At 69.0% G+C, this 24,078-nt stretch carries 25 protein-coding genes; 7 read left to right on the top strand and 18 right to left on the bottom strand.

The features are described from left to right. Nucleotides 1-8: 8 nt before the first annotated feature. Both BJ987_RS24250 and BJ987_RS24245 read right to left on the bottom strand, forming a co-directional pair. Complete coding sequence (locus tag BJ987_RS24250) at nucleotides 9-1,214, bottom strand: CaiB/BaiF CoA transferase family protein (RefSeq protein WP_209894415.1); 1,206 nt, start codon at nucleotides 1,212-1,214, stop codon at nucleotides 9-11. Continuing rightward, complete coding sequence (locus BJ987_RS24245) at nucleotides 1,211-2,716, bottom strand: aldehyde dehydrogenase family protein (RefSeq protein WP_209894412.1); 1,506 nt, start codon at nucleotides 2,714-2,716, stop codon at nucleotides 1,211-1,213. The genes BJ987_RS24250 and BJ987_RS24245 overlap by 4 nt, the downstream gene beginning before the upstream one ends. A gap of 219 nt (nucleotides 2,717-2,935) precedes the next feature. On the opposite strand from BJ987_RS24245, the gene BJ987_RS24240 reads away from it, so the two are divergent. Genes BJ987_RS24240 through BJ987_RS24220 form a run of 5 tightly spaced genes read left to right on the top strand, consistent with a single transcriptional unit; the run spans nucleotide 2,936 to nucleotide 6,703 of the window. Beyond that, nucleotides 2,936-3,742: a TauD/TfdA dioxygenase family protein gene (locus tag BJ987_RS24240; RefSeq protein ID WP_209894409.1), complete on the top strand. Its 807-nt coding sequence runs from the start codon at nucleotides 2,936-2,938 to the stop codon at nucleotides 3,740-3,742. Then, nucleotides 3,739-4,455 carry an SDR family NAD(P)-dependent oxidoreductase gene (locus BJ987_RS24235; RefSeq protein ID WP_209894406.1) on the top strand — a complete coding sequence of 239 codons (717 nt, stop codon included), beginning with the start codon at nucleotides 3,739-3,741 and terminating at the stop codon, nucleotides 4,453-4,455. The genes BJ987_RS24240 and BJ987_RS24235 overlap by 4 nt, the downstream gene beginning before the upstream one ends. Before the next feature lie 17 nt (nucleotides 4,456-4,472). Further along, nucleotides 4,473-5,042: a DoxX family protein gene (locus BJ987_RS24230; RefSeq protein WP_209894403.1), complete on the top strand. Its 570-nt coding sequence runs from the start codon at nucleotides 4,473-4,475 to the stop codon at nucleotides 5,040-5,042. Then, nucleotides 5,042-5,863, top strand: a complete 822-nt coding sequence (locus tag BJ987_RS24225; RefSeq protein ID WP_209894400.1) for an NAD(P)-dependent oxidoreductase — start codon at nucleotides 5,042-5,044, stop codon at nucleotides 5,861-5,863. The genes BJ987_RS24230 and BJ987_RS24225 overlap by 1 nt, the downstream gene beginning before the upstream one ends. A gap of 9 nt (nucleotides 5,864-5,872) precedes the next feature. After that, nucleotides 5,873-6,703 carry an NAD(P)-dependent oxidoreductase gene (locus BJ987_RS24220; protein WP_209894397.1) on the top strand — a complete coding sequence of 277 codons (831 nt, stop codon included), beginning with the start codon at nucleotides 5,873-5,875 and terminating at the stop codon, nucleotides 6,701-6,703. Here the strand turns inward: BJ987_RS24220 and BJ987_RS24215 are convergent. Genes BJ987_RS24215 through BJ987_RS24145 form a run of 15 tightly spaced genes read right to left on the bottom strand, consistent with a single transcriptional unit; the run spans nucleotide 6,689 to nucleotide 21,327 of the window. Further along, the gene (locus BJ987_RS24215; protein ID WP_209894394.1) at nucleotides 6,689-7,837 is read right to left on the bottom strand and encodes an acyl-CoA dehydrogenase family protein; all 1,149 of its coding nucleotides are present in this window, start codon (nucleotides 7,835-7,837) and stop codon (nucleotides 6,689-6,691) included. The two genes, BJ987_RS24220 and BJ987_RS24215, sit on opposite strands and share 15 nt — an antisense overlap. A 12-nt stretch (nucleotides 7,838-7,849) precedes the next feature. Continuing rightward, nucleotides 7,850-8,995 (bottom strand): thiolase family protein, encoded by a 1,146-nt coding sequence (locus tag BJ987_RS24210; RefSeq protein ID WP_209894392.1) that lies wholly within the window; start codon nucleotides 8,993-8,995, stop codon nucleotides 7,850-7,852. Then, on the bottom strand, nucleotides 8,988-9,818 hold the full coding sequence (locus tag BJ987_RS24205; protein WP_209894389.1) for an enoyl-CoA hydratase/isomerase family protein: 831 nt from the start codon (nucleotides 9,816-9,818) through the stop codon (nucleotides 8,988-8,990). The genes BJ987_RS24210 and BJ987_RS24205 overlap by 8 nt, the downstream gene beginning before the upstream one ends. 21 nt (nucleotides 9,819-9,839) lie before the next feature. After that, nucleotides 9,840-11,093 carry a CaiB/BaiF CoA transferase family protein gene (locus BJ987_RS24200; RefSeq protein WP_209894385.1) on the bottom strand — a complete coding sequence of 418 codons (1,254 nt, stop codon included), beginning with the start codon at nucleotides 11,091-11,093 and terminating at the stop codon, nucleotides 9,840-9,842. Further along, complete coding sequence (locus BJ987_RS24195; protein WP_209894382.1) at nucleotides 11,093-11,860, bottom strand: SDR family NAD(P)-dependent oxidoreductase; 768 nt, start codon at nucleotides 11,858-11,860, stop codon at nucleotides 11,093-11,095. Before BJ987_RS24195 ends, BJ987_RS24200 begins: the two co-directional genes overlap by 1 nt. Continuing rightward, nucleotides 11,860-13,038, bottom strand: coding sequence for an acyl-CoA dehydrogenase family protein (locus BJ987_RS24190; protein WP_209894380.1), 1,179 nt, complete (start codon nucleotides 13,036-13,038; stop codon nucleotides 11,860-11,862). Before BJ987_RS24190 ends, BJ987_RS24195 begins: the two co-directional genes overlap by 1 nt. Before the next feature lie 30 nt (nucleotides 13,039-13,068). Next, nucleotides 13,069-13,380 carry a hypothetical protein gene (locus BJ987_RS24185; protein ID WP_209894378.1) on the bottom strand — a complete coding sequence of 104 codons (312 nt, stop codon included), beginning with the start codon at nucleotides 13,378-13,380 and terminating at the stop codon, nucleotides 13,069-13,071. Next, entirely contained in the window at nucleotides 13,352-13,723 is a 372-nt protein-coding gene (locus BJ987_RS24180) for a hypothetical protein (RefSeq protein ID WP_209894375.1), read from the bottom strand. Before BJ987_RS24180 ends, BJ987_RS24185 begins: the two co-directional genes overlap by 29 nt. After that, a complete protein-coding gene (locus BJ987_RS24175) occupies nucleotides 13,720-14,427 on the bottom strand; it encodes an ABC transporter ATP-binding protein (RefSeq protein ID WP_209894372.1) in 708 nt (235 codons plus the stop codon). The genes BJ987_RS24180 and BJ987_RS24175 overlap by 4 nt, the downstream gene beginning before the upstream one ends. After that, nucleotides 14,424-15,137 carry an ABC transporter ATP-binding protein gene (locus tag BJ987_RS24170; RefSeq protein ID WP_209894369.1) on the bottom strand — a complete coding sequence of 238 codons (714 nt, stop codon included), beginning with the start codon at nucleotides 15,135-15,137 and terminating at the stop codon, nucleotides 14,424-14,426. Before BJ987_RS24170 ends, BJ987_RS24175 begins: the two co-directional genes overlap by 4 nt. Continuing rightward, nucleotides 15,115-17,235: a branched-chain amino acid ABC transporter permease gene (locus tag BJ987_RS24165; RefSeq protein WP_209894366.1), complete on the bottom strand. Its 2,121-nt coding sequence runs from the start codon at nucleotides 17,233-17,235 to the stop codon at nucleotides 15,115-15,117. Before BJ987_RS24165 ends, BJ987_RS24170 begins: the two co-directional genes overlap by 23 nt. Further along, the gene (locus tag BJ987_RS24160; RefSeq protein ID WP_307869739.1) at nucleotides 17,235-18,608 is read right to left on the bottom strand and encodes an ABC transporter substrate-binding protein; all 1,374 of its coding nucleotides are present in this window, start codon (nucleotides 18,606-18,608) and stop codon (nucleotides 17,235-17,237) included. The genes BJ987_RS24165 and BJ987_RS24160 overlap by 1 nt, the downstream gene beginning before the upstream one ends. A 38-nt stretch (nucleotides 18,609-18,646) precedes the next feature. Then, nucleotides 18,647-19,156, bottom strand: a complete 510-nt coding sequence (locus tag BJ987_RS24155; protein ID WP_209894364.1) for an MTB12 C-terminal domain-containing protein — start codon at nucleotides 19,154-19,156, stop codon at nucleotides 18,647-18,649. 13 nt (nucleotides 19,157-19,169) lie between these two features. Then, on the bottom strand, nucleotides 19,170-20,345 hold the full coding sequence (locus BJ987_RS24150; RefSeq protein WP_209894361.1) for an acyl-CoA dehydrogenase family protein: 1,176 nt from the start codon (nucleotides 20,343-20,345) through the stop codon (nucleotides 19,170-19,172). Then, nucleotides 20,329-21,327, bottom strand: a complete 999-nt coding sequence (locus BJ987_RS24145) for an acyl-CoA dehydrogenase family protein (RefSeq protein ID WP_209894358.1) — start codon at nucleotides 21,325-21,327, stop codon at nucleotides 20,329-20,331. Before BJ987_RS24145 ends, BJ987_RS24150 begins: the two co-directional genes overlap by 17 nt. 171 nt (nucleotides 21,328-21,498) lie before the next feature. On the opposite strand from BJ987_RS24145, the gene BJ987_RS24140 reads away from it, so the two are divergent. Both BJ987_RS24140 and BJ987_RS24135 read left to right on the top strand, forming a co-directional pair. Then, nucleotides 21,499-22,155: a TetR/AcrR family transcriptional regulator gene (locus BJ987_RS24140; RefSeq protein WP_209894355.1), complete on the top strand. Its 657-nt coding sequence runs from the start codon at nucleotides 21,499-21,501 to the stop codon at nucleotides 22,153-22,155. Nucleotides 22,156-22,201: 46 nt separating this feature from the next. Then, nucleotides 22,202-23,053, top strand: coding sequence for an acyl-CoA thioesterase (locus tag BJ987_RS24135; RefSeq protein WP_209894352.1), 852 nt, complete (start codon nucleotides 22,202-22,204; stop codon nucleotides 23,051-23,053). A 146-nt stretch (nucleotides 23,054-23,199) separates the two neighbouring features. On the opposite strand, the gene meaB is transcribed toward BJ987_RS24135, so the two are convergent. Beyond that, a complete protein-coding gene (gene meaB, locus BJ987_RS24130) occupies nucleotides 23,200-24,078 on the bottom strand; it encodes a methylmalonyl Co-A mutase-associated GTPase MeaB (RefSeq protein WP_209894349.1) in 879 nt (292 codons plus the stop codon).

The following is a 24,078-nucleotide window of genomic DNA, read 5'->3' as shown; positions in this document are numbered from 1 at the left end:
CGGTGCTGCTAGGTGACCGCGCCGGCGGTCTGCAGTGCGATGATGCGGTCCCAGTCCAAGCCGAGTTCGAGCAGGACCTCCGCGGTGTGAGCCGCGAATTCCGGCGCCGGGCCGGTGACCGCGGCGGTGACATCGAACTGCACCGGACCGGCCGCCAGTTCCAGTTCACCCGCGCGGATCAGGTATTCGTTCGCGCGCACCTGCGCGTCGTCGGCCACCTGCCGCGAATCCTGCACCGGCGCCCACGGCCCGGCCAGGGTGATGAAGCGTTCGGACCATTCGGCCAGCGTCCGGGTGGCGATCACCGTTTGCAGAATCTCCACGGCCGCGGCGGTATTCGCGCCCAGCGACTCGGCGGTGGCGAAGCGGGGATCCTGCGCCAGCTCCGGGCGGTCGATGTGCTTGCACACGTCGGCCCAGAACTTCGCCGGCTGCATCATGACGAAGGAGAGATACCGGCCGTCCGCGGTGACGTACAGGCCCGAGAGCGGATTGGTCGGCGACCCGTGCGCGCCCAGCGGCGGCGGCACCATCGGCTGGTCCAGATGGACCGACAGCGCGATCCCGTGGCCCATGGCCCACACGCCGCTACCCAGCAGCGAAACGTCCACGACCGACGGTTCGCCGGTGCGCTCCCGCTTGAGCAGGGCGGCCACGATCCCGCCCGCGAGATTGGTCCCGGAAATGGTGTCGCCGAAGGCCGGTCCCGGCGGCGGCACCATCCCCTGCACCCCGGCGGGGGTGAGACTGGCGGCGATCCCGCCGCGCGCCCAGAAGGCGGTCATGTCGTAACCGCCCTTGCCGGACTCCGCACCCCGCGGTCCCAGCGCGCTACCGCGGGCGTAGACGATGGCCGGATTCACCGCGCGGATCTCCGCCACGTCGATGCCGAATTTGCGCCGGTGCTCGGGCAGGAAGCTGGTCAGGAACACATCAGAGCGCCGGGCCAGCTCGTAGAGCACCTCGCGCCCTTCCGGTTTGGACATATCGAGCCCGACACTGCGCTTCCCTCGATTGGGATGCTCCCAATTCGGATTCGGATCGCCCAGCACCTCGAACGCGCCGGTCCGGCGCAGCCCGCGCTGCGGGTCGCCGGTCACCGCGTGCTCGATCTTGATCACTTCGGCGCCCCACTCGGCGAGCACCGCGCCCGCGGACGGGACGAACCCGTACATCGCGACCTCGAGCACCCGGAAACCCTCCAGCGGCTTCATCGGATCACCGCCGCGAAAGTCTTGCGCTCCAAGAACTCCTCGAGTCCGGCGACGCCCGATTCGCGGCCGATTCCGGACTGCTTGTAGCCACCGAAAGGGGCGTCGGCGGCGAAGTAGTTGCCGCCGTTGATGCTCATCGTGCCGGTGCGGATGCGCCGGGCGACGGCGAGCGCGCGTTCGTCGCTCGCGCTGAACACGCCCCCCGAGAGGCCGTAGATGGAGTTGTTGGCGATGCGCACGGCATCGTCGTCGTCGGTGTAGGGAATCACCACGAGCACCGGGCCGAAGACTTCCTCCTGTGCGATCTCGCTGTCGGGGTCCACGCCGGCCAGCAGGGTCGGTGTATAGAAGAAGCCCGGGTCGACCTTCGTCCCGCCGGTCACCAGCGTCGCGCCCGCGGCCACCGCCCGCTGCACCATGGCGTCGACCTTGTCGCGCTGACGGGCGCTGATCAGCGGTCCCATATAGGTTTTCGGGTCGCCCGGGTCGCCGTAGCGGACGTGCCCGAAGTTGGCCGCGACCTTGGCGACCATCTCGTCGTGCCGGGCTCGCGGCACCAGCAGCCGGGTGGTCAGCGCGCAGCCCTGCCCCGCGTGGGTGACGACGCTGAAGGCCGCGAACAGCGCCGTCAGGTCGAAGTCGGCGTCGTCCAGCACGACCATGGCGGACTTGCCGCCCAGTTCCAGGAAGACCCGTTTGAGGGTTTCGCCGGCCGCGGCCATGATGCGCCTGCCCACCGCGGTCGAGCCGGTGAAGGTCACCATATCCACGTCGGGATGGGTGGTCATGCGCTCGCCCACCGAAACTTCCGAGGAGGCAAGGACATTCACCACGCCGGCCGGGATGTCGGTGTAGCGCGCGATCAGCTCGCCCAGCGCCTGGGTGATCAGCGGCGTGTCCGGGGCGCCCTTGAGCACGACCGTGCAGCCCGCGGCCAGCGCGGGCGCCAGCTTGGCCAGGGCGAGCTGGTTGGGGTAGTTGTAGGCCACGATCGCCGCGACGACGCCTGCCGGTTCCTTCTCGACCCAGCGCCGGTGCCGCTGACCCCGGGCCTCGATCTCGGGGAGCTCCTCGGTCAGCGGATGGGACTCCAGCAGTTCGGCGTAGTAGCTCACCAGGCCGATCGGAATGTCGAGCTGATTGCCGAGGGTGAGCGTACGGGTCGCGCCGACCTCCGCGATCGTCAACTCCCGCAGTTCTTCCCGATGGTCGAGCAGCGCTTGGTGCAGCTGTCGCAGGCAGCGCACGCGGAGTTCGGTATCGGTGGCCCAGCCGGTGCTGTCGAAAGCGCGCCGGGCGGCGGCGATGGCGGCTTCGGCATCGGCCACCGTGGCGTCGGGCGCGTACCCGAGTACCGCACCGGTGGCCGGGTTGAGTGAGGCGAAGGTGCGCTCGGTCGCCACCAGCCGCCCGTCGATGAGCAGTCTCCGCCCGAGTTCGTTCGGCTCGCCGTTCCGGTGCTCGTCGCCCGTACTCGACCGCGTCGCATCGTGAGTGTGCATCCCGCCTCCTCCAGCCATGGAAACTAGATTCTCATAGTTGGAGAATCTTGAAATCACTTTCGGCGAATCTAGCTGCTGGACCGGAATTACGTAACCCCATCGCCTTTCGCGATCACCAGGCCGTCAGCCCACACCAGCCGCTGCCCGGCGCCGCGCCGGGGACTTGCCCGGATGAGATTTGCGAGAGTACCGTTCTCCAATGATGGAAGGGAGATTCTTGTGATCCACACGAGAGCGCTGAGCCCAGCTCTGGGCGTGGAGGTCACGGGCGTCGAGAACCTGCTCGACGAAACCGTGATCAGCCGCTGCCTGGAGGCACTCACCTGGCGAGGCGTCCTGCTGATCCGGGGACTGCACCTCGACGACGAGGCGCAACTGGCCTTCAGCCGGCGACTCGGCACGGTGCTCGCTCCGGCCGGCAAGGAGATCTTCAAGATCTCCCTCGACCCGGCCGTGCAGCCCTCGGCCGAATACCTCAAGAGCACGTTCCACTGGCACATCGACGACACCACCAACGAGGTGCCGGCCAAGGCGACCATGCTCACCGCCCGGCACGTGGCGATGACCGGCGGCGGCACCGAATTCGCCAGTACCTACGCCGCGTTCGAGGCCCTGCCCGAGCAGGAGCAGAAGCGCTACGAACAACTGCGGGTGGTGCACAGTTTCGAAGCGGCGCAACGACTCACGCACCCGGACCCCTCCGAGCAGGAAGTCGCGGCCTGGCGACGGCTGCGCAGCCACGAGACCTCCCTAGTCTGGCAACGCCGCGACGGCCGCCGGTCCCTGGTGATCGGGGCGACCGCAGACCACATCGTCGGCATGGACCCCGGTGAAAGCCGGGCCATCCTGGACGAGCTGCTGGAGTGGACCGCGCAGGAGCGGTTCCGCTACACCCATGAATGGGCCGTCGACGACGTCGTGATCTGGGACAACACCGGCATGCTGCACCGGGCCCTGCCCTACGACCCGGCCTCACGGCGCACCATGCACCGCACCACCATCGCGGGCGAGGAGGCCTGGGGATGACCGCGACGAAGACCGCGATCGTCACCGGCGGCGCGTCCGGCATCGGCGCGGCGGTCGCGAAACGACTACGCGCGGACGGCTATTCGGTGGCCACCGTGGATCTACGCCGATCCTATGACGACGATCTGGCTTTCACCGCCGATGTCACCGATCCGGTCCAGGTCGTCGACGCGCATGCCGCCATCCGCGAAAAGCTGGGCCCGGTAACCGTTCTGGTCAACGCCGCGGGCGTGGAGGGGTTCAAGCGATTCGCCGCCCTCTCCTTCGAGGAGTGGCAGCAGGTCATCGCGGTGAATCTGCATGGCGTCTTCCACTGCGTGCAGGCCGTGCTGCCGGACATGCTGGACACCGGCTGGGGCCGGATCGTCAATATCTCGTCCTCCAGCGCGCATTCGGGTCAGCCGTTCATGGCGCACTACGTCGCGGCCAAATCGGCGGTGAACGGTCTGACCAAGGCGCTCGCGCTGGAACTCGGCCCGTCGGGGATCACCGTCAACGCGGTGCCGCCGGGTTTCATCGACACCCCGATGTTGCGCGGCGCGGAAGAGAAGCGGCTACTCGGCGGCAGCGTCCAAGACCATATCGAGCGCACTCCGGTGCGGCGGGTCGGACAGCCCGAGGACATCGCCGCAGCCTGCGCGTTCCTGATCTCCGAGGAGGCCGGGTACATCACCGGGCAGATCCTCGGCGTCAACGGCGGCCGGAATACCTAGTGACGGGAGGTGAACCGATGGCGGCGGATCTCGTCCTCCTGCTGGTGCGGCTGGTAGTGGGCGGCACCATGATCGCGCACGGAGTCAACCACTGGCTCGGCGGCGGCCGGATCGCCGGTACCGCCCGCTGGTTCGGCGGGCTCGGGCTGCGCTTCCCGACGGCGCAAGCCTGGTTCAGCGTGATCACCGAGATCGGCGCGGGCGCGCTGCTCGTGCTCGGGCTACTGACCGCGCCGGCCAGTGCGGCGGTGCTCTCGGTGATGCTCGTCGCCGGGTTGCTCGCGCACCGGGGCAACGGCTTCTTCGTGTTCCGGGAGGGATACGAGTACGTGCTGGTGCTCGCGACGGCGGCGCTCGCCCTCGGCGTGCTGGGACCGGGGCGCTGGTCGCTGGATCGGCTCGCCGGTATCGAGGTCACCGGATGGGGTGGCGGCGCGGTCGCGCTCGGGCTCGGCGTCGCGGCGACGGCCGCCCTGCTGGCCGTGTGCTGGCGGCCCGACACCGAGGCGCCCGACTGCGCGCAGGAACAGGAAGCGGCCGTCGAATCGGCCGCACCACCGGTCGAGGCGATCACGGAGGAATACTGATGCGGGTCGGATTCATCGGGCTCGGGATTCAAGGCGGGCCGATGGCTCGCCGGATCGCCGAGGCCGGGCACCCCACCACCCTCTGGGCCCGGCGGCCGGCGGCGCTGGAACCGTTCCGCGACAGCGGCGCGGCCTTCGCGGGCTCCCCGGCCGAACTCGCCGCCGCCAGTGACCTCGTGTGCCTGTGCGTGGTCTCCGACGCCGATGTGCGGGAGATCCTCACCCGGCCCGACGGCGTGCTGGCCGGACTGCGGCCCGGCGGCGTGATCGCCGTGCACAGCACCGTCCATCCCGACACCTGCATCGAACTCGCCGAAACGGCTCGCGCCCAGGGCATTTCGCTGCTCGACGCCCCGGTCAGCGGCGGCGGTCCGGCCGCCGCCGCGGGCGCGCTGCTGGTCATGGTCGGCGGTAACGAGGCAGTCCTGCGGCGCTGCCGCCGGGTGTTCGACAGCTATGCCCGGTTGGTGGTCCATCTCGGTGACGTCGGCGCGGGCCAGGTCACCAAGATCATCAACAATCTGCTGTTCACCGCCAATCTCGCCACCGCGGTGAGCACGCTCCGGCTCGGAGAAAGTCTCGGGCTCGAGCCGAACCGCTTGGGCGAGCTCATCTCGCAGGGCACCGCGAACAGTTTCGCGCTGGGTCGCGTCGCCGCGAGCGGCGGGCTCGACAGCATCGCTCAGCACGCGGCCGGACTGCTGCGCAAAGACGTCGGCCTGGCCGCTGATCTGGCGGCCCGAGCGGGCGCGGAGCAGGGCGTCGTCTTCGAGGCCGCGCAGGACACCCTGGCGGTCATGGACCGGCTACTCGGCCACTGAGGAAGCCCGATGCGAGTCGGATTCGTCGGGGCCGGGCGGATGGGCGCGCCCATGGTCGCCCGCCTGCTCGCCGCCGGGCACGAAGTCCAGGTGCTGGCACGGGACCCGGAAAAGCATGCGGCACTGAGGAAATCCGGAGCCTCGGTATCCGCGACGGCGGCCCGGATCGGCGCCGGCGCGGAGGTGGTGGTGATCTGCGTCTTCACCGACGAGCAGGTGCGGGCGGTGTGCCTGGACGGCGATCTGCTCCCGGCCATGTCGCCCGGATCGGTACTCGTCGTGCACACGACGGCCGGTCCGCACACCATGACGGCCGTGGCCGAACGCGCCGCGTCATACTTTGTCGAGGTGCTCGACGCCCCGGTCAGCGGCGGACCGCACGATATCGCGGCGGGCACGCTGACCGTCTTCACCGGCGGCGCCGACGCGGCCGTGCGCCGGGCCCGGCCGGCGCTGAGCTGCTACGCCGACCCGGTCTTGCACGTCGGCCCGCTCGGTTCCGGGCAGCGGGTGAAGTTGCTCAACAACGCCGCGTTCGCCGCGCAACTCGGCGTGCTGACCGAGATCGTCCGTCTCGCGGACCGATTCGGGCTCGACGAGGCGACGGTGTTGCGCGCACTGCCGCACGGCAGCGCGGGTGGCCGCGCTCTCGCCGGAGCGGCGGCACGCGGTTCGATCGGTGAGTTCGCCACGGCCGTGCGCGAATTCCTCGCCAAGGACCTCGCCGAGATCCGCGCCACCATGGCCGGCCTCGGCGCGGACCTCGGCTCCTTGGAGTCGCTGATCGGTGGGCTGGAGCGCGCCGGTCGCCGACGGAGTCCGGGTTCAGACGCCCAGTGATTTCGCGATGATGACCTTCATGACTTCGCTGGTCCCCGCGTAGATCCGGGCCACCCGGGCGTCGGTGTACAGGCGGGCGATGGGGTATTCCATCATGTAGCCGTAGCCGCCGAACAATTGCAGGCAGCGGTCGACGACGCGGGCTTGGACCTCGGTCGCGAAGAGTTTCACCCGGGCGGCGTCCGGACCGGAAAGCCGGCCGGCCACCAGCTCCACCACCGCGTTGTCGACCATCGCCTGGGCGGCCTCGATCTCGGTCGACATGGCGGCCAGTTCGAATTTGGTGTTCTGGAACGAGGCGACCGGAGTCCCGAAGGCCTTGCGCTCCCGCACGTATTCGATGGTCGCGGTGAGCGCCGCGCGTGCCTGCGCCACCGATCCGACGGCCACCGTCATGCGTTCCTGGGGCAGATTGTGGCCGAGGTAGCCGAAGGCCGCGCCTTCTTCGCCCAATCGATTGGCCACCGGCACCCGGACATTGTCGAAGGACAGCTCGACGGTGTCCTGGACCTTGCAGCCCATCTTCTCCAGCACCCGCCCCTTCTCGAACCCGGGCATGCCGTGCTCCACCACCAGCAGCGTGAGTCCGGCGCGACGGTCGTCCGGATCGGTGGCGGTGCGGGCGACCACGACCACCAGATCGGCGAGCAAGCCGCCGGTGATGAAGGTCTTCGCGCCGGTGAGCACATACTCGTCGCCGTCACGGCGCGCGGTACTGCGCATGCCCGCCAGATCCGAACCGGTCCCCGGCTCGGTCATGGCCACGGCCGTGAGCAACCGGCCCGAGGCCAAACCGGGAAACCAGCGTTGCCGCTGTTCGGCATTCGCGTATTCGAGGAAGTACGGCAGGATGACGTCGATCTGGGTGCGCACGGTGCTCAGCGTGACCAGCGCCCGCTGCGCTTCTTCTTGGAGCACCGCGTTGTAGCGGTAGTCGCGTAGCCCCGCTCCCCCGAACTCCTCCGGGATCGCGGTGCCGAGCAGTCCCAGCGCGCCGAGTTGTTCGAAGACCGCGCGCGGCATCTGCCCGCTCCGCTCCCAAGCCGGGTAGTTCGGCACGACTTCCTTGTCGATGAACTCGCGGGCGAGCTGCCGGAACGCCTCGTGATCCGGGGTGTAGATATCCCTGCGCATGGCACGCCTCCTTCAGGACACGAGTTCGACGACGGTGGCGTTGGCGGTGCCGCCGCCCTCGCACATGGTTTGCAGGCCATAGCGAATTCCGTTGTCGCGCATGTGATGAACCATTCGGGTCAGCAGCACCGCGCCCGATCCGCCCAGCGGATGCCCGAGGGCGATCGCTCCGCCCAGCGGATTGCATAGGGCGGGGTCGGCGCCGGTTTCGGCGAGCCAGGCCAGGGGGACCGGCGCGAACGCCTCGTTGACCTCGAAGACGCCGACCTCGCCCAGGGCGATTCCGGCCTTGCCCAGCACCTTCTCGGTGGCCGGAATGGGCCCGGTGAGCATGAGCACCGGATCCGAGCCCGCCACCGCGCCCGCCCGGTACCGCACGATAGGGGTCAGGCCCAATTCCCGGGCGCGCTCGGGCGTGGTGACCAGCAGTGCCGCCGCGCCATCCGAGATCTGGGACGAGTTGCCCGCGTGGATGGTTCCGTCCGCGTCGAAGGCCGGCTTCAGTCCGGCCAGTTTCGCCACGGTGGTACCCCGGCGAATGCCCTCGTCCGCTGTGACGGTCCCGGCATCGGTGGCCACGGGAACGATCTGGGCGTCGAAAGCACCGCTGTCCTGAGCGGCGGCGGCCCGCTCGTGCGACATGACCGAGAACTCGTCGAGCCGGGTCCGGGAGAAACCCCACTTGCGCACGATCAGCTCTGCGGACAAACCTTGGTTGAACGAGAAATCGTCATATCTGGCAAGAGCTTTCGGCCCGTACGGACTTCCGCCTGCTTTCGCCGCGCCCAGCGGCACCCGGCTCATCACCTCGACACCGCCCGCCACCACTACGTCCTGCTGGCCGGACATGACCGCCTGGGCCGCGAAATCCAGGGCCTGCTGGCTGGATCCGCACGCGCGGTTGACCGTCGTGCCGGGGATGCTCTCGGGCCAGCCCGCCGCGAGCACCGCGTAGCGACCGATATTGCTGGATTGGTCGCCGATCTGGGACACGCAGCCCCACACCACGTCGTCGACCACCGCGGGATCGATGCCGGTCCGGTCTACCAGCGCGTTCAGCACGACCGCGGACAAGTCGGCCGCGTGCATGCCGGACAATCCGCCGTTGCGTTTGCCCACCGGGGTGCGGACCGCCTCGGCGATCACTACTTCACGCATGTGTTCTCTCCTGTTCCGGAACGGGATTGCTCGCGACCTCGTCCAAGGTCCAGCCGCCGGAGAAGCGCGGTTCTCGCTTCTCGGTGAAGGCCGCGAAGGCTTCCGGTGCGTCCGCGGTCGCGAAGTTGACGCCCTGGGCCCTGGCCTCGGCGGCCAGCGCGGTACGCAGATCGCCACCCGCGCCCTCGTTGAGCAGTGCTTTCGTTTGCGCCAAAGCCACGGGTGGGCCTGCGGCCAGGCGGGTGGCGAGATCATCTACGAAGCCGTCGATCTCCTGGCCCGGCACCACCCACGTGACGAGATTCAGCTCGCGCGCCTGGGCCGCGTCGATCGTGTCGGCCAGCAGCGCAAGACGTTTGGCCTGTTGCAGGCCGACCAGCTTCGGCAGCAGCCAGGATCCGCCGAGGTCCACCGACAGCCCGCGCCGGGCGAAGATCTGCGCAAACGTGGATTCCGGGGTGGCAACGACGAGATCGCAGCCCAGCGCCAGGTTCCAGCCCGCACCCACGGCGACACCGTTCACCTTCGCGATGGCGGGCATCGGCAACTCTTGCAGTTGCAGCGCCACCTGGCTGAGCAACCGCATCTTCCGCGCCGGATGTCCGGCGGTCAGCACCGACACATCGGCGCCCGAGCAGAACGCCCCGCCCGCGCCGGTCAGCACCAGCACGCGAACGCCCGGATCATCGCCCGCGGCGATCAACGCGTCGCGCAGCCGCGCCCACATCTCCCAGGTGACGGCGTTCTTACGGCGCGGACGATTCAGCGTCAGCGTCCGCACTCCGTCGCGGTCGTCGACCAGCAGGTCGGGTTCGTCGGTCATAGTCGTTCTCCCACAGTCGATTCAAGTGCGGTAGGTGCTGCCGATCGCGCCTCGTGCCCGCAGCTCGGCGATTTCCGCGGCGTCGTAACCCCATTCGGCCAGCACCGCGTCGGTGTGCTGGCCCAGACCCGGAACCGCGCCCATGGGTGGATCGAAACCCGCCACGATGGCGGGCGGCAGCAGGGACGGGATGGGGCCGGCCGGGGTGTCGATGGTGCGCCACCGGTCCCGTGCCACCAGTTGCGGATGATCGAGCACGTCGCTGGGCAGGTTGTAGCGGGAGTTGCCGATGCCCGCGGCGTCGGCCGCCTTCTGGATCGCGGCCAGGTCGTGCCGCAGACACCAATCGCCGATCGCCGCGTCCAGTTCCGCGCGATGCCGGACCCGGCCCGGATTAGCGCGGAATCGCGCGTCCTCGGCCAAGTCCGGGCGTTGCAGGAGCTCGCGGGCGAGGCGCTGCCATTCCCGGTCGTTCGTGGTGCCGAGCACTACCGTCTGGCCATCGGCGGTGGCGTAGGAACCGTACGGTGACACCGCCGGTGAACTCATGCCGAGCGGCTGCTGGTCGACTCCGGTGTGCCGGGCATAGGTGAGGTGATAGCCCATCACCTCGGCCATGGTGTCGAACAGGCTCACCGCGATACGCGCCCCCGGCCCGGGACCGGCGCGCAGGCGCCCGCACAGCTGGGCCAGAATCGCCAGCGCCGCATACAGTCCCGTCGTCACATCCGCGACCGGCGGCCCCGGTTTGGCGGGAGCGCCCGGAAAGCCGGTCACCGCGCAGACACCCGCCTCGGCCTGCACCAGCAGATCGTAGGCGCGCTTGTGCGAGAGCGGCCCGCCCGTGCCGAAACCATCGATCTCCACGGCGATCAGGTGCGGATGCCGGGTGGCCAGATCCGCGGGCGCGAGCCCGAGCCGGCCTGTCGCGCCCGGCGCGAGATTCGATACCAGGATGTCCGCCCTGGCGAGCAGCCGGTGCAGAAGGTCTGCTCCCGCAGCCGATTTCAGGTCCAGGGTCACCGACTCCTTGCCCCGGTTGACCCACACGAAATGCGCGGCCTGCCCCGCTACCACCTCGTCGTAGTGCCGGGCGAAATCACCGCCGTCCGGGTTCTCGATCTTGAGCACGCGCGCGCCGAAATCGGCGAGCGTGCGGGTGCACATGGGCGCGGAGACCGCCTGCTCCAACGCGATCACGGTGACGCCGGCCAGCGGCCCGCGCGCATCCGAGAACGCCGCGGGCGCCGCGCCGCCGGGCGCGGGGGCGTCCATCACATCACCATGCCGCCGTCTACCGGCAGCACCTGGCCCGTGATGAACGACGCCGCGTCCGAGGCCAGGAACACGAACGCCCCGGCGACCTCCGCCGGCTCGGCCCAGCGCCGCAACGGGATTCGGTTCAGCATCTGGGCGGCGAACTTCTCGTCGGTGCGGATGGTGGTCGTCATCGGCGTCGCCGCCAGCGGCGCGAGCGCGTTCACCAGGATCTGTTTCCGCGCCAGCTCCCGGGCCAGCGATTTGGTCATGCCGATGATGGCGGCCTTGGCGGCGGAGTAATTGATCTGGCCCAGCGTGCCGACGATCCCGGCCGAGGAGGTGACATTGATGATGCGCCCGGTGCCGTCCGTCGGCATGTGCGGTAGCGCGGCCTGCGAACAGGTGAACGTGCCGACCGCGTGGATCTCGAACAGCCGCCGCACCGACTCCGCGGTGGTGGCGGCGAACATCGCCGGGTCGGTCACACCCGCGTTGTTGACCACGATGTGCAAGGCGCCGCCCGCGAGCGCGGCAGCCCGCGCGACGGCCGCGTCGGCGGCCGCACGATCGGACACATCCAGGGCGAAACTCTGTGCCACACCGCCGTTCGCGACGATCTTCTCCGCGACCACCGCCGCCCCCGCCCCGTTCATATCGGTGACCAGCACCGCCGCCCCGGCTTCGGCCAGCGCCGCGGCGACCGCGGAACCGATGCCGCCGGCCGCGCCGGTCACCAGCGCCGCGCGCCCGGTGAGATCGAAAAGTCCGTTCCTGCTGGGCATCAGTAGCTCCTCGGCATTCCCAAAGTGTGCGATCCCAGATAGTTCAGGATCATTTCCTGGCTGATCGGGGCGATTTTCATGACGCGCGCCTCCCGGAAATACCGGGCCACGTTGTACTCCTCCGCGTAACCCATACCGCCGTGTGTCTGCAGCGCCCGGTCGGTCGCGGCGAAACCGGCGTCGGCGCACAGGTATTTGGCGGTGTTCGCCTCACGCCCGCAGGGCTTTCCGTTGTCGTAGAGCCAGGTCGCCTTGCGCAGCATCAGTTCCGCCGCGTCGAGGTGGGCCAGGGAATCGGCCAGGGGAAATTGGATGCCCTGGTTCATGCCGATGGGCCGGTCGAAGACCACCCGTTCGTTCGCGTATTTCACGGCGCGATCGAGCGCTACCCGGCCCAGACCCAGCGCTTCGGCCGCGATCAGCATCCGCTCCGGGTTCAAGCCGTCGAGGATGTATTTGAACCCCTGGCCCTCTTCGCCGACCCGGTCCGCCACCGGGATCCGCAGATCGTCGATGAACAGTTCGTTGGAACTGACCGCGTTGCGGCCCATTTTCGCGATCGGCCGGATATCGACGTGCGCGCGGTCCAGATCGGTCAGGAACAGCGTCATTCCGTCGGTCTTCTTGGCCACCTCGTCGTAAGGCCGGGTGCGCGTCAGCAGCAGGATCTTCTCCGACTCCTGCGCCTTGGAGATCCACACCTTCCGGCCGTTGACCACGTAGTGCTCGCCGTCGCGGCGCGCGAAAGTGGTGATGCGGGTGGTGTCCAGGCCCGCACCCGGTTCGGTCACGCCGAAACACACATGCAGATCGCCCCGGGCGATGCGCGGCAGCGTGCGCTGTTTGAGTTCCGCGGAGCCGTGCACGACCACGGGCTGCATGCCGAAAATCGACATGTGAATGGAACTCGCGGCGTTCATGCCGCCGCCGGAACGCGACACCTCTTCGGCGAGCAGCGAGGCCTCGGTGATACCCAAGCCGTGACCGCCGTACTCCTCCGGAATGGTGATGCCCAGCCAGCCGCCGCGGGCGACGGTCTCATAGAATTCGGTCGGGAATTCGTGTGCCCGGTCCTTCGCCGACCAATAGTTGTCGTCGAACTTCTTCAGCAGTTCGCGAACCGACTTACGGATCAATTCCTGATCCTCGGTCAGTTCGAAACTCATACCTCCGGACATATCAACTCCTGCACGTTGACTCGCAACCGATCAGTCCGACGCCGGCAAAGGTTTGGCGGCCTTGATGGTCATCGGTGCGCCGTCGCAGCTCAGCGCTCCCGATCCGGACGCGGTGCACAGCACTTCGACCGACTCGTCGGCATTGACGTAGCGCTTGCCGATCAGCGTCACCGCCGCCCCGGTGTCCGGTTCCGCCCGGGGTGCGCCGGCGGCCGACACCATCGGCGCGCCGCCGCAGGTCAGCTCGGGAGCCCCGGTGGCCGGGACCCGCACGGCGACCACCCGGGTCCCGCAGACGGTGCTGGCGAGTTGCTCACCGGGCCGTAGTGGCGATGCTGTCATGCTCTATCTCCTTTCCGGGCAACCGATCCGCGAGCTGGGCCAGGTCGAAGGACTGGCGAGCCATCCAGAAACGCAGCACGCCGGTCAGCGAATAACGCAGGAACACCGCGGCCCCCACCACGCTGACCGCGATGCCCGCGAGCGCGATGATGATCGCGTCGCGCTGGGCCAAGGGATCGGAAGTGTTGTGCGACATCAGGTATGCGACCGCGGTCAGTACCGGTCCGCCGACCAGCAGCGCGATGCCCAGGCGGAGCCACAGGCCGCTGCGGCCGGCGGCCGGGTCCGGGATCTTCAATTCGGCTATCTCGCGGACGAAGCGGTCCGCGCGTGTCTCGGTCATACGGAACTTCCTAAATAGAGAGCGGCCAATTCCTCACGCAGTCCGTCGCCCGGACTGCCCTGGTGTTCGATCTGCCCGCGCACCAGCACCGCGGCCTGGTCGGCGATATCGAGAACGGCGGACGCGAACTGCTCGACGATCAGCACGGCCACGCCGGTTCGCGCGATCTCGGCGACCTGGTCGTAGAGTTGGCCGACCACCAAAGGGGCCAGACCCATGGACAATTCGTCGAGCAGCAGCACGGCGGGTTCGGTGGCCAGACCGCGGGCCAGGGCGAGCATCTGCTGTTCGCCGCCGGACATGGTGCCGGCGATCTGACCGGCCCGCTGGGCGAGGATGGGGAACCGCGTGTACGCGATCTCCTCGATGCGCGCCAGCGGGTGACCGGTGAAGGTCATCATCAGCAGGTTGTCCCGCACCGAGAGGTTCGGGAACACGCCGCGGCCCTCGGGTATCAGGCAGACGCCGGCGCGGGCCAGATCGCGGGGGCTCACGCCGGTGACGTCGCGGCCCCCGAGCAGCAGTTGGCCGGATGCGACCGGGTGCACGCCCGCGGCGACCTGCAATGTCGTGGTCTTGCCCGCGCCGTTGGGTCCCAGCAGCGCCACCACCTGCCCCGGCGCCACCGCGAGGTCGACGCCGTGCAGCACCGTGATGGCGTCGTAAGCCGCACGCACACTTCGCAGTTCGAGCAGCGGACTCATATGTCCCCCAGATAGGCGGCGAGCACGGTCTCGTCCCGGCGAATCACCTCGGGCGGACCCGAGGAGATCACCTTGCCGAGGTCCAGGACGAACACCTCGTCGCAGACGCTCATGACCAGACCCATGTCGTGCTCCACGAGCACGACCGCGGTGCCGTCGGCCGCCAGCGACCGCAACAGCGCCGCGAACCGCTCGGTCTCCGCGCCGTCCTGACCGGCGGCGGGTTCGTCGAGCAGTAGCAGGCTGGGCTGCGCCGCCATGGCGCGCCCGACTTCGACCAGGCGCGCGGAACCGGTGGGCAGTTCGTCGGCGCAGGTATCGGCCACGCCGCTGAGCCCGAGCCGGTCGATGATGCCGGTGACGGTGGCGCCGGCCGTGCGGCGGCGCGGCCCCAATTCCGCTGCGACGAGCAGATTGTCACGCACCGTCAACCGGCCGAACAGTTCCAGGCGCTGGAACGTGCGCGCCAGGCCGTGGCGGGCGCGCCGGGTCGGTCCCATCCGGGTGATGTCGCGGCCGTCGAGCCGGACGCTGCCCGCGGTGGGCCGCCGCAGTCCGCAGATGACGTCGAACAGGGTGCTCTTGCCGGCCCCGTTCGGTCCGATCAATCCGGTGATCCGGCCACGTTCGGCCCGCAGCCCGGCCCCGTCCAGGGCGTGGCGGCCACCGAAGGTGACGCGCACGCCCTCAACCCGCAGTAGTGACGGCATGGTCCAGCACCTCCCGATCCTGGGTGCGCCACGGCCGGCGCACACCCCACCACTCCACCGGCACATCGGGTTCCGTGCGCGGGCGCTGCCGGGACCGCGCCCAGCTCCGGACCGCCAACGCGGCGATCAGCGAACCCCAGAACAGCACCCAGCCGTCGATCACCTCGGCCAACCGCAGCAACCACAGCAGCACGGGCACACCGAGCAGCAACCCCAGCGCAGGGCGGTCCCAAAACACCGGATCCCAGCCCGCGCGCATCCGTGCCACCGCACCCGCCCGCACCACGCCGCCGCCGAAGGCGATTCCGGCCAGCGCGGGCACCACCTCGACGATGTTGTGGGTCGAGGGCCACAGGGCGGGGATCGCGGTGAGCGGGCCGAAAAGCGCCACGCCGACGAACAATCCGGTGCCGATGGCGCCCAGCCCGGCGAAGACCGCGACCAGGAAGATCGGCAACCCCGCGACGAAATTGAACTGTTCGGCGGTGACCGAGCGCAGTTGCATGCCGTACAGCGCGCCGCCGAGCCCGGCGATGCCCGCCGACAGCGCGAACACCGACACCTTGGCCAGGAGGAGGTTGCCGCCCAGCGTGGCGTAGGCGGCCTCGCTGTCGCGCAATGCGATGAGCCGGCGGCCGAATCGCCCGCGGCGCAGCAAGACCACCCCGAGTCCGGCCAGCGCCAGGCAGACGGCGGCGAACACCGTGATCTCCGCGGTGGTGTCCAGACGCGCGCCCCACAGCCCCGGCCCGGTCAGCTCGATCGAGCCCTGGTCGAACAGCGCGATTCGGACACCGAGCACGTCGAACGCGGGCAGGGTGAAGATCCAGCGGTCCAGCACCACCGCGAACGCGGCGGTGCCCAAGGCCAGATAGACACCCGAAAGCCGAAGGGCGGGAAGGGCGATCACCGCCCCGGCCGCCGCCGCGATCAGGACGGCCGCCGGCAGCGCCCAAGCCTGTCCGTGTGGTCCCAGATGCGCGTAGGCGATCGCACCGATGCCCGCCATGCTCAATTGACACAGCGACAGCTGACCGGCGTACCCGGCCAGTGGCACGAACGACAGCGCGATCACACCGAAGGCGAAGATCCGCCCGTAACTGATCAGATCGGATTCCCCGAGCACCGTGGCCAGGACGAGGCCGAACAGCACCACCACCGCCCCGAACACCAGCGTGCCGCGCAGGGTCGGCGCGGGCACCTGACTCAGTTGCCGGTCGCGGCCGCGCAACCGGCCGTGCGGGAACACCAGCAGCGCGAGGAACAGCAGCAGCGCGGGCGCGGCCAGCCGCAGGCCGGGCAGATACGCGTTCTGCGGCAGATAGCCGGCGAGGTAACTCTCCAGGCAGCCGACCACCACCGCGCCGAGGAAGGTCATCGGCAGGCTGCGCAGCCGACCGAAAACGGCTGCGGTGTAAGCGCTCACGATGAGCAACGACAGCTGCGCCGCGTCCAGATTCACCATCGGCGCGATGAGGATGCCGCCGATCGCCGCCAGCTCGATACCCAGGATCCAGGCCACCCGATTGGCCCGCACCGGATCGGCGCCGGTCAATCCGGCCAGCGCCCGGTCGTCCACGCCGGCGCGCATCTCGGCGCCGGTCCGGGTGCGAAACAGCAACAGCCGCAAGCCGATCGCGACGGCGACGGCCACCGCCATGGTGAGGGCCTGATGCCAGCTGATGGTCGCCGACCCCAGTCGCAGCGGCGCGGACTCGGCGAAGAAGGCCGGCAGGGTGCGGGCCTTGTTCGGATCCCAGATCCAGCGCGCCGCCGCGATCAGCCCGCTCAGCAAAGCCACCGTCATCACCAGACGCTCGGCCTCGCCCAGGCGCTGCACCGTGCGCATCGCCCGTTCCACCACCAGCCCGGACAGCGGTGCCGCCACCAGCAAGACGAGCGGCAGCGCCAGCGCGACCGGAACGCCCCAGCCGACGGTCAACTGCCAGTAGCTGAAGGCAGCCATCATCCCCGCCGCGCCGTGCGCGAAGTTGAAGACGCCGGTCGTGGTGTAGGTGAGCACCAGGCCGCTGCCGATCACGGCATAGATGGCGGCGGTGCTCAGACCCACCAGCCCGAAGGTGAGGAACTGTTCCATTACTTGACGTCGCTCATGTTCTTGCCGACATCGGCGAGGGTGAACGGTCGGTCGTAGGCGCCGGTGTAGCGATAGGCCGGGACGTCGCAGCGGAAGTGGCCCTGATTCGGCTTGAAATCAGCGGGCTTCCAGCCCTGCGCGGTGGCCTGCACCACGTTGAAGCACTTGGGCGGCGTCTCCCGGTCCGCGACGACGTTGGGCGCGTTCAATCCGCCTCCGGTCCAGGCGGTTTCCTTGGCGGCCGCGGCGATCAAGCAGGCACGGGTGAGTTGATCACCGCAACTGCCCGCGGACTTCGCGAACAACAGCCAGGCCGAGAACGCGCGCATGGCGGCCATGGTGATATCCGCCTGCGGGGCGTATTTCTTATACAACTCGAGCAACTGCTGCGTGGCCGGAGACGAGCTCGGGCTCTCGGCCGGGACCGTACCGCCGAGATCGGCGTAGTTGTTCTGGTAGCTCAGCGATCGGCCCGCGTTCTCCAGGAACGACTTGTTGTAGGCGCTGTTGTTGGCGTCGATCCAGTCCAGCTTGTAATCCATGCCGGTGAGGACGTCCTCCAGCTTGGTCAGCTGGCGCCAGTCACCCAGGAACATCAGCCCTTTGACGCCCTTGCTCTTGAGGGCCTGCGCATAGGGCGTCCAGTCCGCGACGCCGCTGGCCGGATACAGATCGTTGTAGACGAATGTCGCGCCCCCGGCCCGCATCGCCTCCGCGAACTTCTCCCCCATCACCTTGGTGACAGGCGAATCGCCGTTGATCATCCCGACCGCCGCGGCCGAGCCCGGATGCGCTTCCTTCAACAGCCACTGGTAGTAGCCGGTGTACTGGAAGTAGTTCACATAGGCGCTGGCCGAGGCGTTGTACTGCAGATCCGATTGCACGTTCTGCTGCTGGGAGATCTGGCCCGGGAAGTCGGGCAACAGGCAGGACAGCCGTTCCTTGGCGCCCAGGGCGTCGAGCGCGGCGCCGCCGCCCACGAGTGCGAAATCCTCGCGGCACGCGTCGAGCATGCGCTGCCGGACTTCCATCAGCTTGGCGTCGCGCGTCGTGGTGACGATCTTGCGGCCGCCGATGCCGCCCGCGGCGTTACACCACGAGGTGAATACCTTTGCCGCGTCCACGAATTCGGAGTTCTTGGTGAACCCCATATCGGAGAAGACACCGATCTTGATCTCCGCGGCCGTGACCCCTTGCGCCGACGCGCTGCTGGGTTTACCCGGCCCGCACACGCCCGTCAGATCGCCGAAGTCGCCCGAGGTCGCGCCCTGGGCCGCCGTGGTCTCCTCGGTGCCCGGAGCGCTGCGCCCGCCACATCCTGTGACCAGCAGCAGCGCCGCCACCAGCCCGACGAGTATTTGCTGCGATTTCACTCTGGTTCCTTCGATTGCACCATCGATTTCCGGCGGGCTCAGCAGACCGTCGTCTGGCCGCCGCTCTGAATGGCGAGCAGCGCACAGAAGGTCGCGGCCGCGACCTTCCACTGCCCGGATTCCTTGACCGCCTGACCGGACTGGTCGGGCAGCACCGGGTTCCCGTTGAGCAGCAGGGTGTATTTGACGTCGGCGTGACTGCTGTCGCCGAACTTCACCTCCGCGACCGTGACGCTCGTACCAGCTGCCTGCGGGTTGGCCGCCATTCCGTCGAGGGCCTGCTGGAAGGCAGCGCCCTTCTCGACCAGTCCGGCGCGGGTGGCGGCCGGGGTCTGACCGTTGAAGAACGTCACGTAGGCGTCGGTGACGGCCTTGGTGTCGGCCGCCGAACTCGCCGCACTACTGGTCGCGGCCGCGGAACTCGTGGCCGAGGACGCCGCGGAGCTCGCCGGGGCGGCCGAGTCGTCGGATCCACAGCCCGCGATCGCCGTGGCGGTGAGTGCGGCCAGACAACACGCGGTGACGGCCGGGCGAAGGGAAATGCGCATGGTGGAACCCTTTTCAGCTTCGTGGAAGACCGAGCACGCGCTCGGCGATGATGTTGCGTTGAATCTCTGAGGTGCCGCCGGCGATCGTTCCCGCGAAACTGCGCAGGTAGCGCTCGAACCAGCTGCTGGTGAAATGCTCGATACTCATCGGGGTATACGGCCCCGTCATGGCGGGATGATGCAGCCCCTCGACGCCGGCGGCGTTCAGGGCCGCCTCCGACGCGGACTGCACCGCCTCCGAGCCGAGGAGTTTGAGCACCGACAGCGCCGGAACATCTTGCTGCCCACGGGCTTCGCGGCCCAGCGCGGCCGAACCGAGCAGCCGCAGCGCCTGCAGATCCAGCACCAAGGTCGCGTAGCGGTCCCGGTCCAGCGCGGTCCGCGGCCGGGAATCGGCCACCAGATCCTCGAGCCGATCGGCGAAGCTCAGCCACAGCAGCGTGCGCTCGTGGCCGAGGGAGCCGGTGGCGACCTTCCAGCCGCCGTGCAAGTCCCCGACGAGGTTCGCCGCGGGTACCCGCACGTCCTCGAAGAAGACCTCGTTGAAGTCGAGATCGTCCGCCGCACAGGCGGAGGCGAACGGCCGCCGGGTCACGCCGGGCGTATCGGTGGGGATCAGCAGCACACTGATGCCCTTGTGTTTGGGCGCGTCCGGGTCGGTGCGGACGAAGGTGAGCAGCACGTCCGCGTTGTGCGCGCCGGAGGTCCACACCTTCTGCCCGTTCACCACGAAATGCTCGCCGTCGAGGACGGCGCGGGTCCGCAGTGACGCCAGATCCGATCCGGCCGCCGGCTCACTCATCCCGAGCGCGGCGGTGATCTCGGCCCGCAAGATCGGTGCGGCCCACTGCTTCTTCTGCTCCGGGGTGCCGAAGGTCAGCAGCGAGGCCGCGATGATCCCGAGCCCCTGCGGATTGAAACTGTGATAGATCCGCCGCTTCGACAATTCCCGCAAATGCACGTACTGCTGTAGCAGCGTCGCGTCGCGGCCGCCGAATTCGGGCGGATTCCCCGGCAGCAGCCAGCCGTTGTCGAACAGCAGCCGCTGCCACTGCCGCGCCCACGGCGGCACGTCGGCACTGGAACGAGAGCGCTGCGCGACGGCGGCGGGATCGGGCAGGTGCTCGGTCAGGAAGGCGACGAATTCGGCGCGGAAGGCCTCGACGTCGGGATCAAAGGTGAGTTGCACGGTACTCCTCGGCGATCAGCGCCCGGTGCACGGCCGCGCCGCCGAGCAGCAGCTCGCCGAACTTGGCCCGCTTGAGCGCGAACTGCACATCGTTTTCCCAGGTAAAACCCATGGCGCCGAAGAGTTGCACGCCATGGCGGAACACCAGCGACTGACATTCACCGGCCGCCGCCTTGGCCATCGCCGCCGCGAGTTCGCGGCCGGGATCGTGCTCGGCGATGGTCAGCGCGGCGTAATACGCCAGCACGCGCGCTCTTTCGATGGCGACGTGCATATCGGCCGCCTTGTGCTTCACCGCCTGGAAGGCGCCGATCGGCACACCGAACTGCTCTCGGCCGCGCACGTGCTCGAGCACCAGGTCCAACACGCGCTGGCAGGCTCCGACCATGGTCAGCGCCAGGCCGGTCAGCGCGGCCGGACGCGCGTCGCGTGCTTGGACGATGCTGCGATCGGCGTCGCCGACCCGCACGTCGTCGAAGGAAACCTCCGCCACATGCGCGACCGGATCGAAGGTCTCGGTGCGCGCGGCGGTGACGGCTGCCGCGGGCACCACGAAGATTCCGGCGGCGGTGACCACGGCCAGGCGATCGGCCCGATCTCCGTCCAGCACATGCCGGGCGGTACCCGTCAAACGCCATCCGGCGCCGTCCCGGCACGCGAGTACACCGTCCGGCACCGCCGCACCCGTCTCACCCGGTCGCACGAATTCCGGTGCCAGCGGGGCGAATTGGGTCATGGTCGCCAGATACGGCGTGGGATCGGTGGCGCGGCCGAGCTCTTCGAGCACGATGGCCAGCTCGACCGTGTGCTCCGGTTCGGTGAGTTCGGTCCAGCCGTGTTCGACGTAGGCCTGCCAGACCGGGGCCGGATCCGCGCCGTTGTCGACGATCGCCCGCACCACCGCCGGCGGGCACCGTTTGGCGACGACGTCGCGCACCGTCTCCTGCCACAAACGTTGATCCGAGTCGAACTCGAAGATCATCCGGCCTCCCTCGCCATGCCTGAGCACATCTGCGGCGAGAATAGCATTCTCATTTGAGGAAAGTAAGAGTTTCACGCGGAGCCGACACACGCCCCCTAGCAATCAGAACAAGGCGCGTTTCCGGTAAGGTGCAATCATGTTCTCCACACATGACGCAGGACCGGTCGCGCCGTGACCCTTCCCAGCGACGAGCCGGCCTGGAAGCAGCGCGCCGTGGAGCGCTCGCTGCGCGGCGCGAAACTGCGTGCCGAGCAACGGGTCCAGCGCTTCCTCGATGCCGCCCAGGCAATCATCACCGAAAAGGGCACCACCGACTTCACCGTCCAGGAGATCGTCGAGCGTTCCCGCCAGTCACTACGCAGCTTCTATTTGCAGTTCGACGGCAAACACGAGCTGCTCCTGGCCCTTTTCGAGGATGCCCTGGTCCGCACCGCCGATCAGATCAACGCCGCCGCGGCAGGTAAGAAGGACCCACTCGGCCGGCTCCAGGTCGCGGTCGAGTTGCTGTTCGAGTTATGCCGCCCGGACCCGACCGCGCAGCGCCCGCTGTTCACCGATTTCGCACCGCGCCTGCTGGTTTCACATCCCGCGCAGGTCAAGGTCGCGCACGCGCCGCTACTCGCGCTGTTCACCGAGCTGATGTCCGACGCGGCCGAGGCGGGCAAGCTACGCCGTGGCGTCGAGCCGAAACGCATGGCGGCGATCGTCATGCAGACGGTCATGTTCACCGCGCAATCCAGCGGCAGCACCGACGAGGAGACCATCCACCCCATCACCGCCAATGAGGTGTGGGAGTTCTGCTCGACCGGGTTCGCGGGCGGCAAGTAGCGAGAATCCTATTCTCATCTTCTGAGAATTGTGATTACATCGGTGCATGCCCGACCTCTGGACCGATCTCCTTTCCTGCCTCGAGTTGCACCCGAGCACCGCTCCGACGCGCGACGGCGATCCGAAGCCCAGGGCCGCGGATCGCCCCAGCACCCTGGCCACCTTCGAGGGGCCCAATCAGCATCTGGAGTATCACCGTCTGTTCGGCGGGCAGTTGCTGGGCCAGTTCTTGCGCGCGGCCGATCTCGCGTGCCCCGACAAGGCGGTCAAGTCCGCGCACGTGCTGTTCGCCCGCGAGGGCAAGAGCGACGCTCCGGTGCGGTACGTCGTCCAGATCCAGCACCGCGGACGCTCTTTCGCGACCTTGGCGATCACCGCCCGGCAGAAGGGTGAAGTGGTGGCCACCGCGGCGGTGTCCATGCATGCCGCCGAGGACGGGCCCGAACATCAGACCGTCGCCCAGGTGCCCCCGGTGCTCGCCCCCGAGCACCGCGTGCGGCTCGACCTCATACCGTGGGAGACCCGCGCGATCGGCGATCTCGACGCTCCCGCGGCGCACGAGCCCGATTACGACCTGTGGATGCGCACACCCGAGGTAGGCGCGGAACTCGGTCAAGCCCTCATCGCCTACGCCACCGATCTCAATCTGATCGGCACGGCCCTACGCCCGATGGCCGGCTTCGGCCAGCGCGGCAACGGCACCGCCTTCACCTCCGCCACCACCTCGCACACCGTCTGGTTCCATCGCCCGTTCCGCGTCGACGACTGGCTGCTCATGCGCCACCACAGCCCGGTGCTCGCCCATGGACGGTGCTTCGGCCGCGGTGAGGTCCTCACCGCCGACGGCACGCTCGTCGCGTCGTTCGCGCAGGAAGCCCTGCTCCGGTTCCGGCCATGAACCCGAGCGGTTCCGCCACAAGCCGCTCCACCAACTGACCCCACCTCCGTCGAAACAGCTTGCCGCGCTTCGGCGTCCGCCCGGTACCGCTTACGCACGAACGTCGCGGCTTCGGCTCAGGGCCGCGTGCGCCGCCGGACCGGGTGTCACACTCCGGCCCCGTTCGGCGGCGGCAGCAGTTGCTCCGCGGCGGCGTACGGATCGCCATGGCCGGTGGCGACTTCGCCGGCCAGCCGGTCCAGGTCCGGGTGCACACGCAGGCGGGTTTGCGCGAGGGACAGGATTTGCGCACGTGCCCGAGCGGTCCGGCGAGCCGGGGTATCCGCGCGGTGGTGGGCTTCGATGGCTTGGACCACCGCGGGCAGACCGTCACCGCGCGCGGCGCTGAGTGCGAGGATGGGGGCGTCGGTTTCGGCCCGTAGATCCCGCACGGTCTGCTCGGCGCCGTCGCGGTCGGCCTTGTTCACCACGATCAGATCCGCGACCTCGAGCAGCCCGGCCTTCGCGGCCTGAATGGCATCGCCCGCACCGGGATTCAGGATTACCAGGGTCGGGTCGGCCAGGGCGGCGATCTCGATCTCGGATTGGCCGACGCCGACGGTTTCCAGCAGGACCAGGTCGTAGGACAGCGCCGCCAGCAGCCGGATGGCGGCGGGCACCGCCTCAGCGAGGCCGCCCAGATGACCGCGGGTGGCGACCGAGCGGATCAGCACGCCGGGATCGTTGATGTGCGCCGCCATTCGGATGCGGTCGCCCAGCAGGGCGCCGCCGCTGTAGGGCGAGGACGGGTCCACCGCGAGCACGGCCACGCGCAGGCCCTGCTGCCGGTAGATCCCGACCAGCGCCGCGATGGTGGTCGACTTGCCCGCGCCGGGCGGGCCGGTGACGCCGACGACACGCACGCGGGCCGGCTCGAGGGCCGCCAAAACCTCGGCGCGACGCGGACTCTCGACCAGGCTCAACAGCCGCCCCACCGCGCGGGCCGAGCCCGCGCGCGCGTCGGCCACCAGTTCGGTGACGTTCAT

This window comes from Nocardia goodfellowii (assembly GCF_017875645.1).
Classification (GTDB): Bacteria; Actinomycetota; Actinomycetes; order Mycobacteriales; family Mycobacteriaceae; genus Nocardia; species Nocardia goodfellowii.
This window is presented reverse-complemented; position numbering and strand designations above follow the sequence as displayed.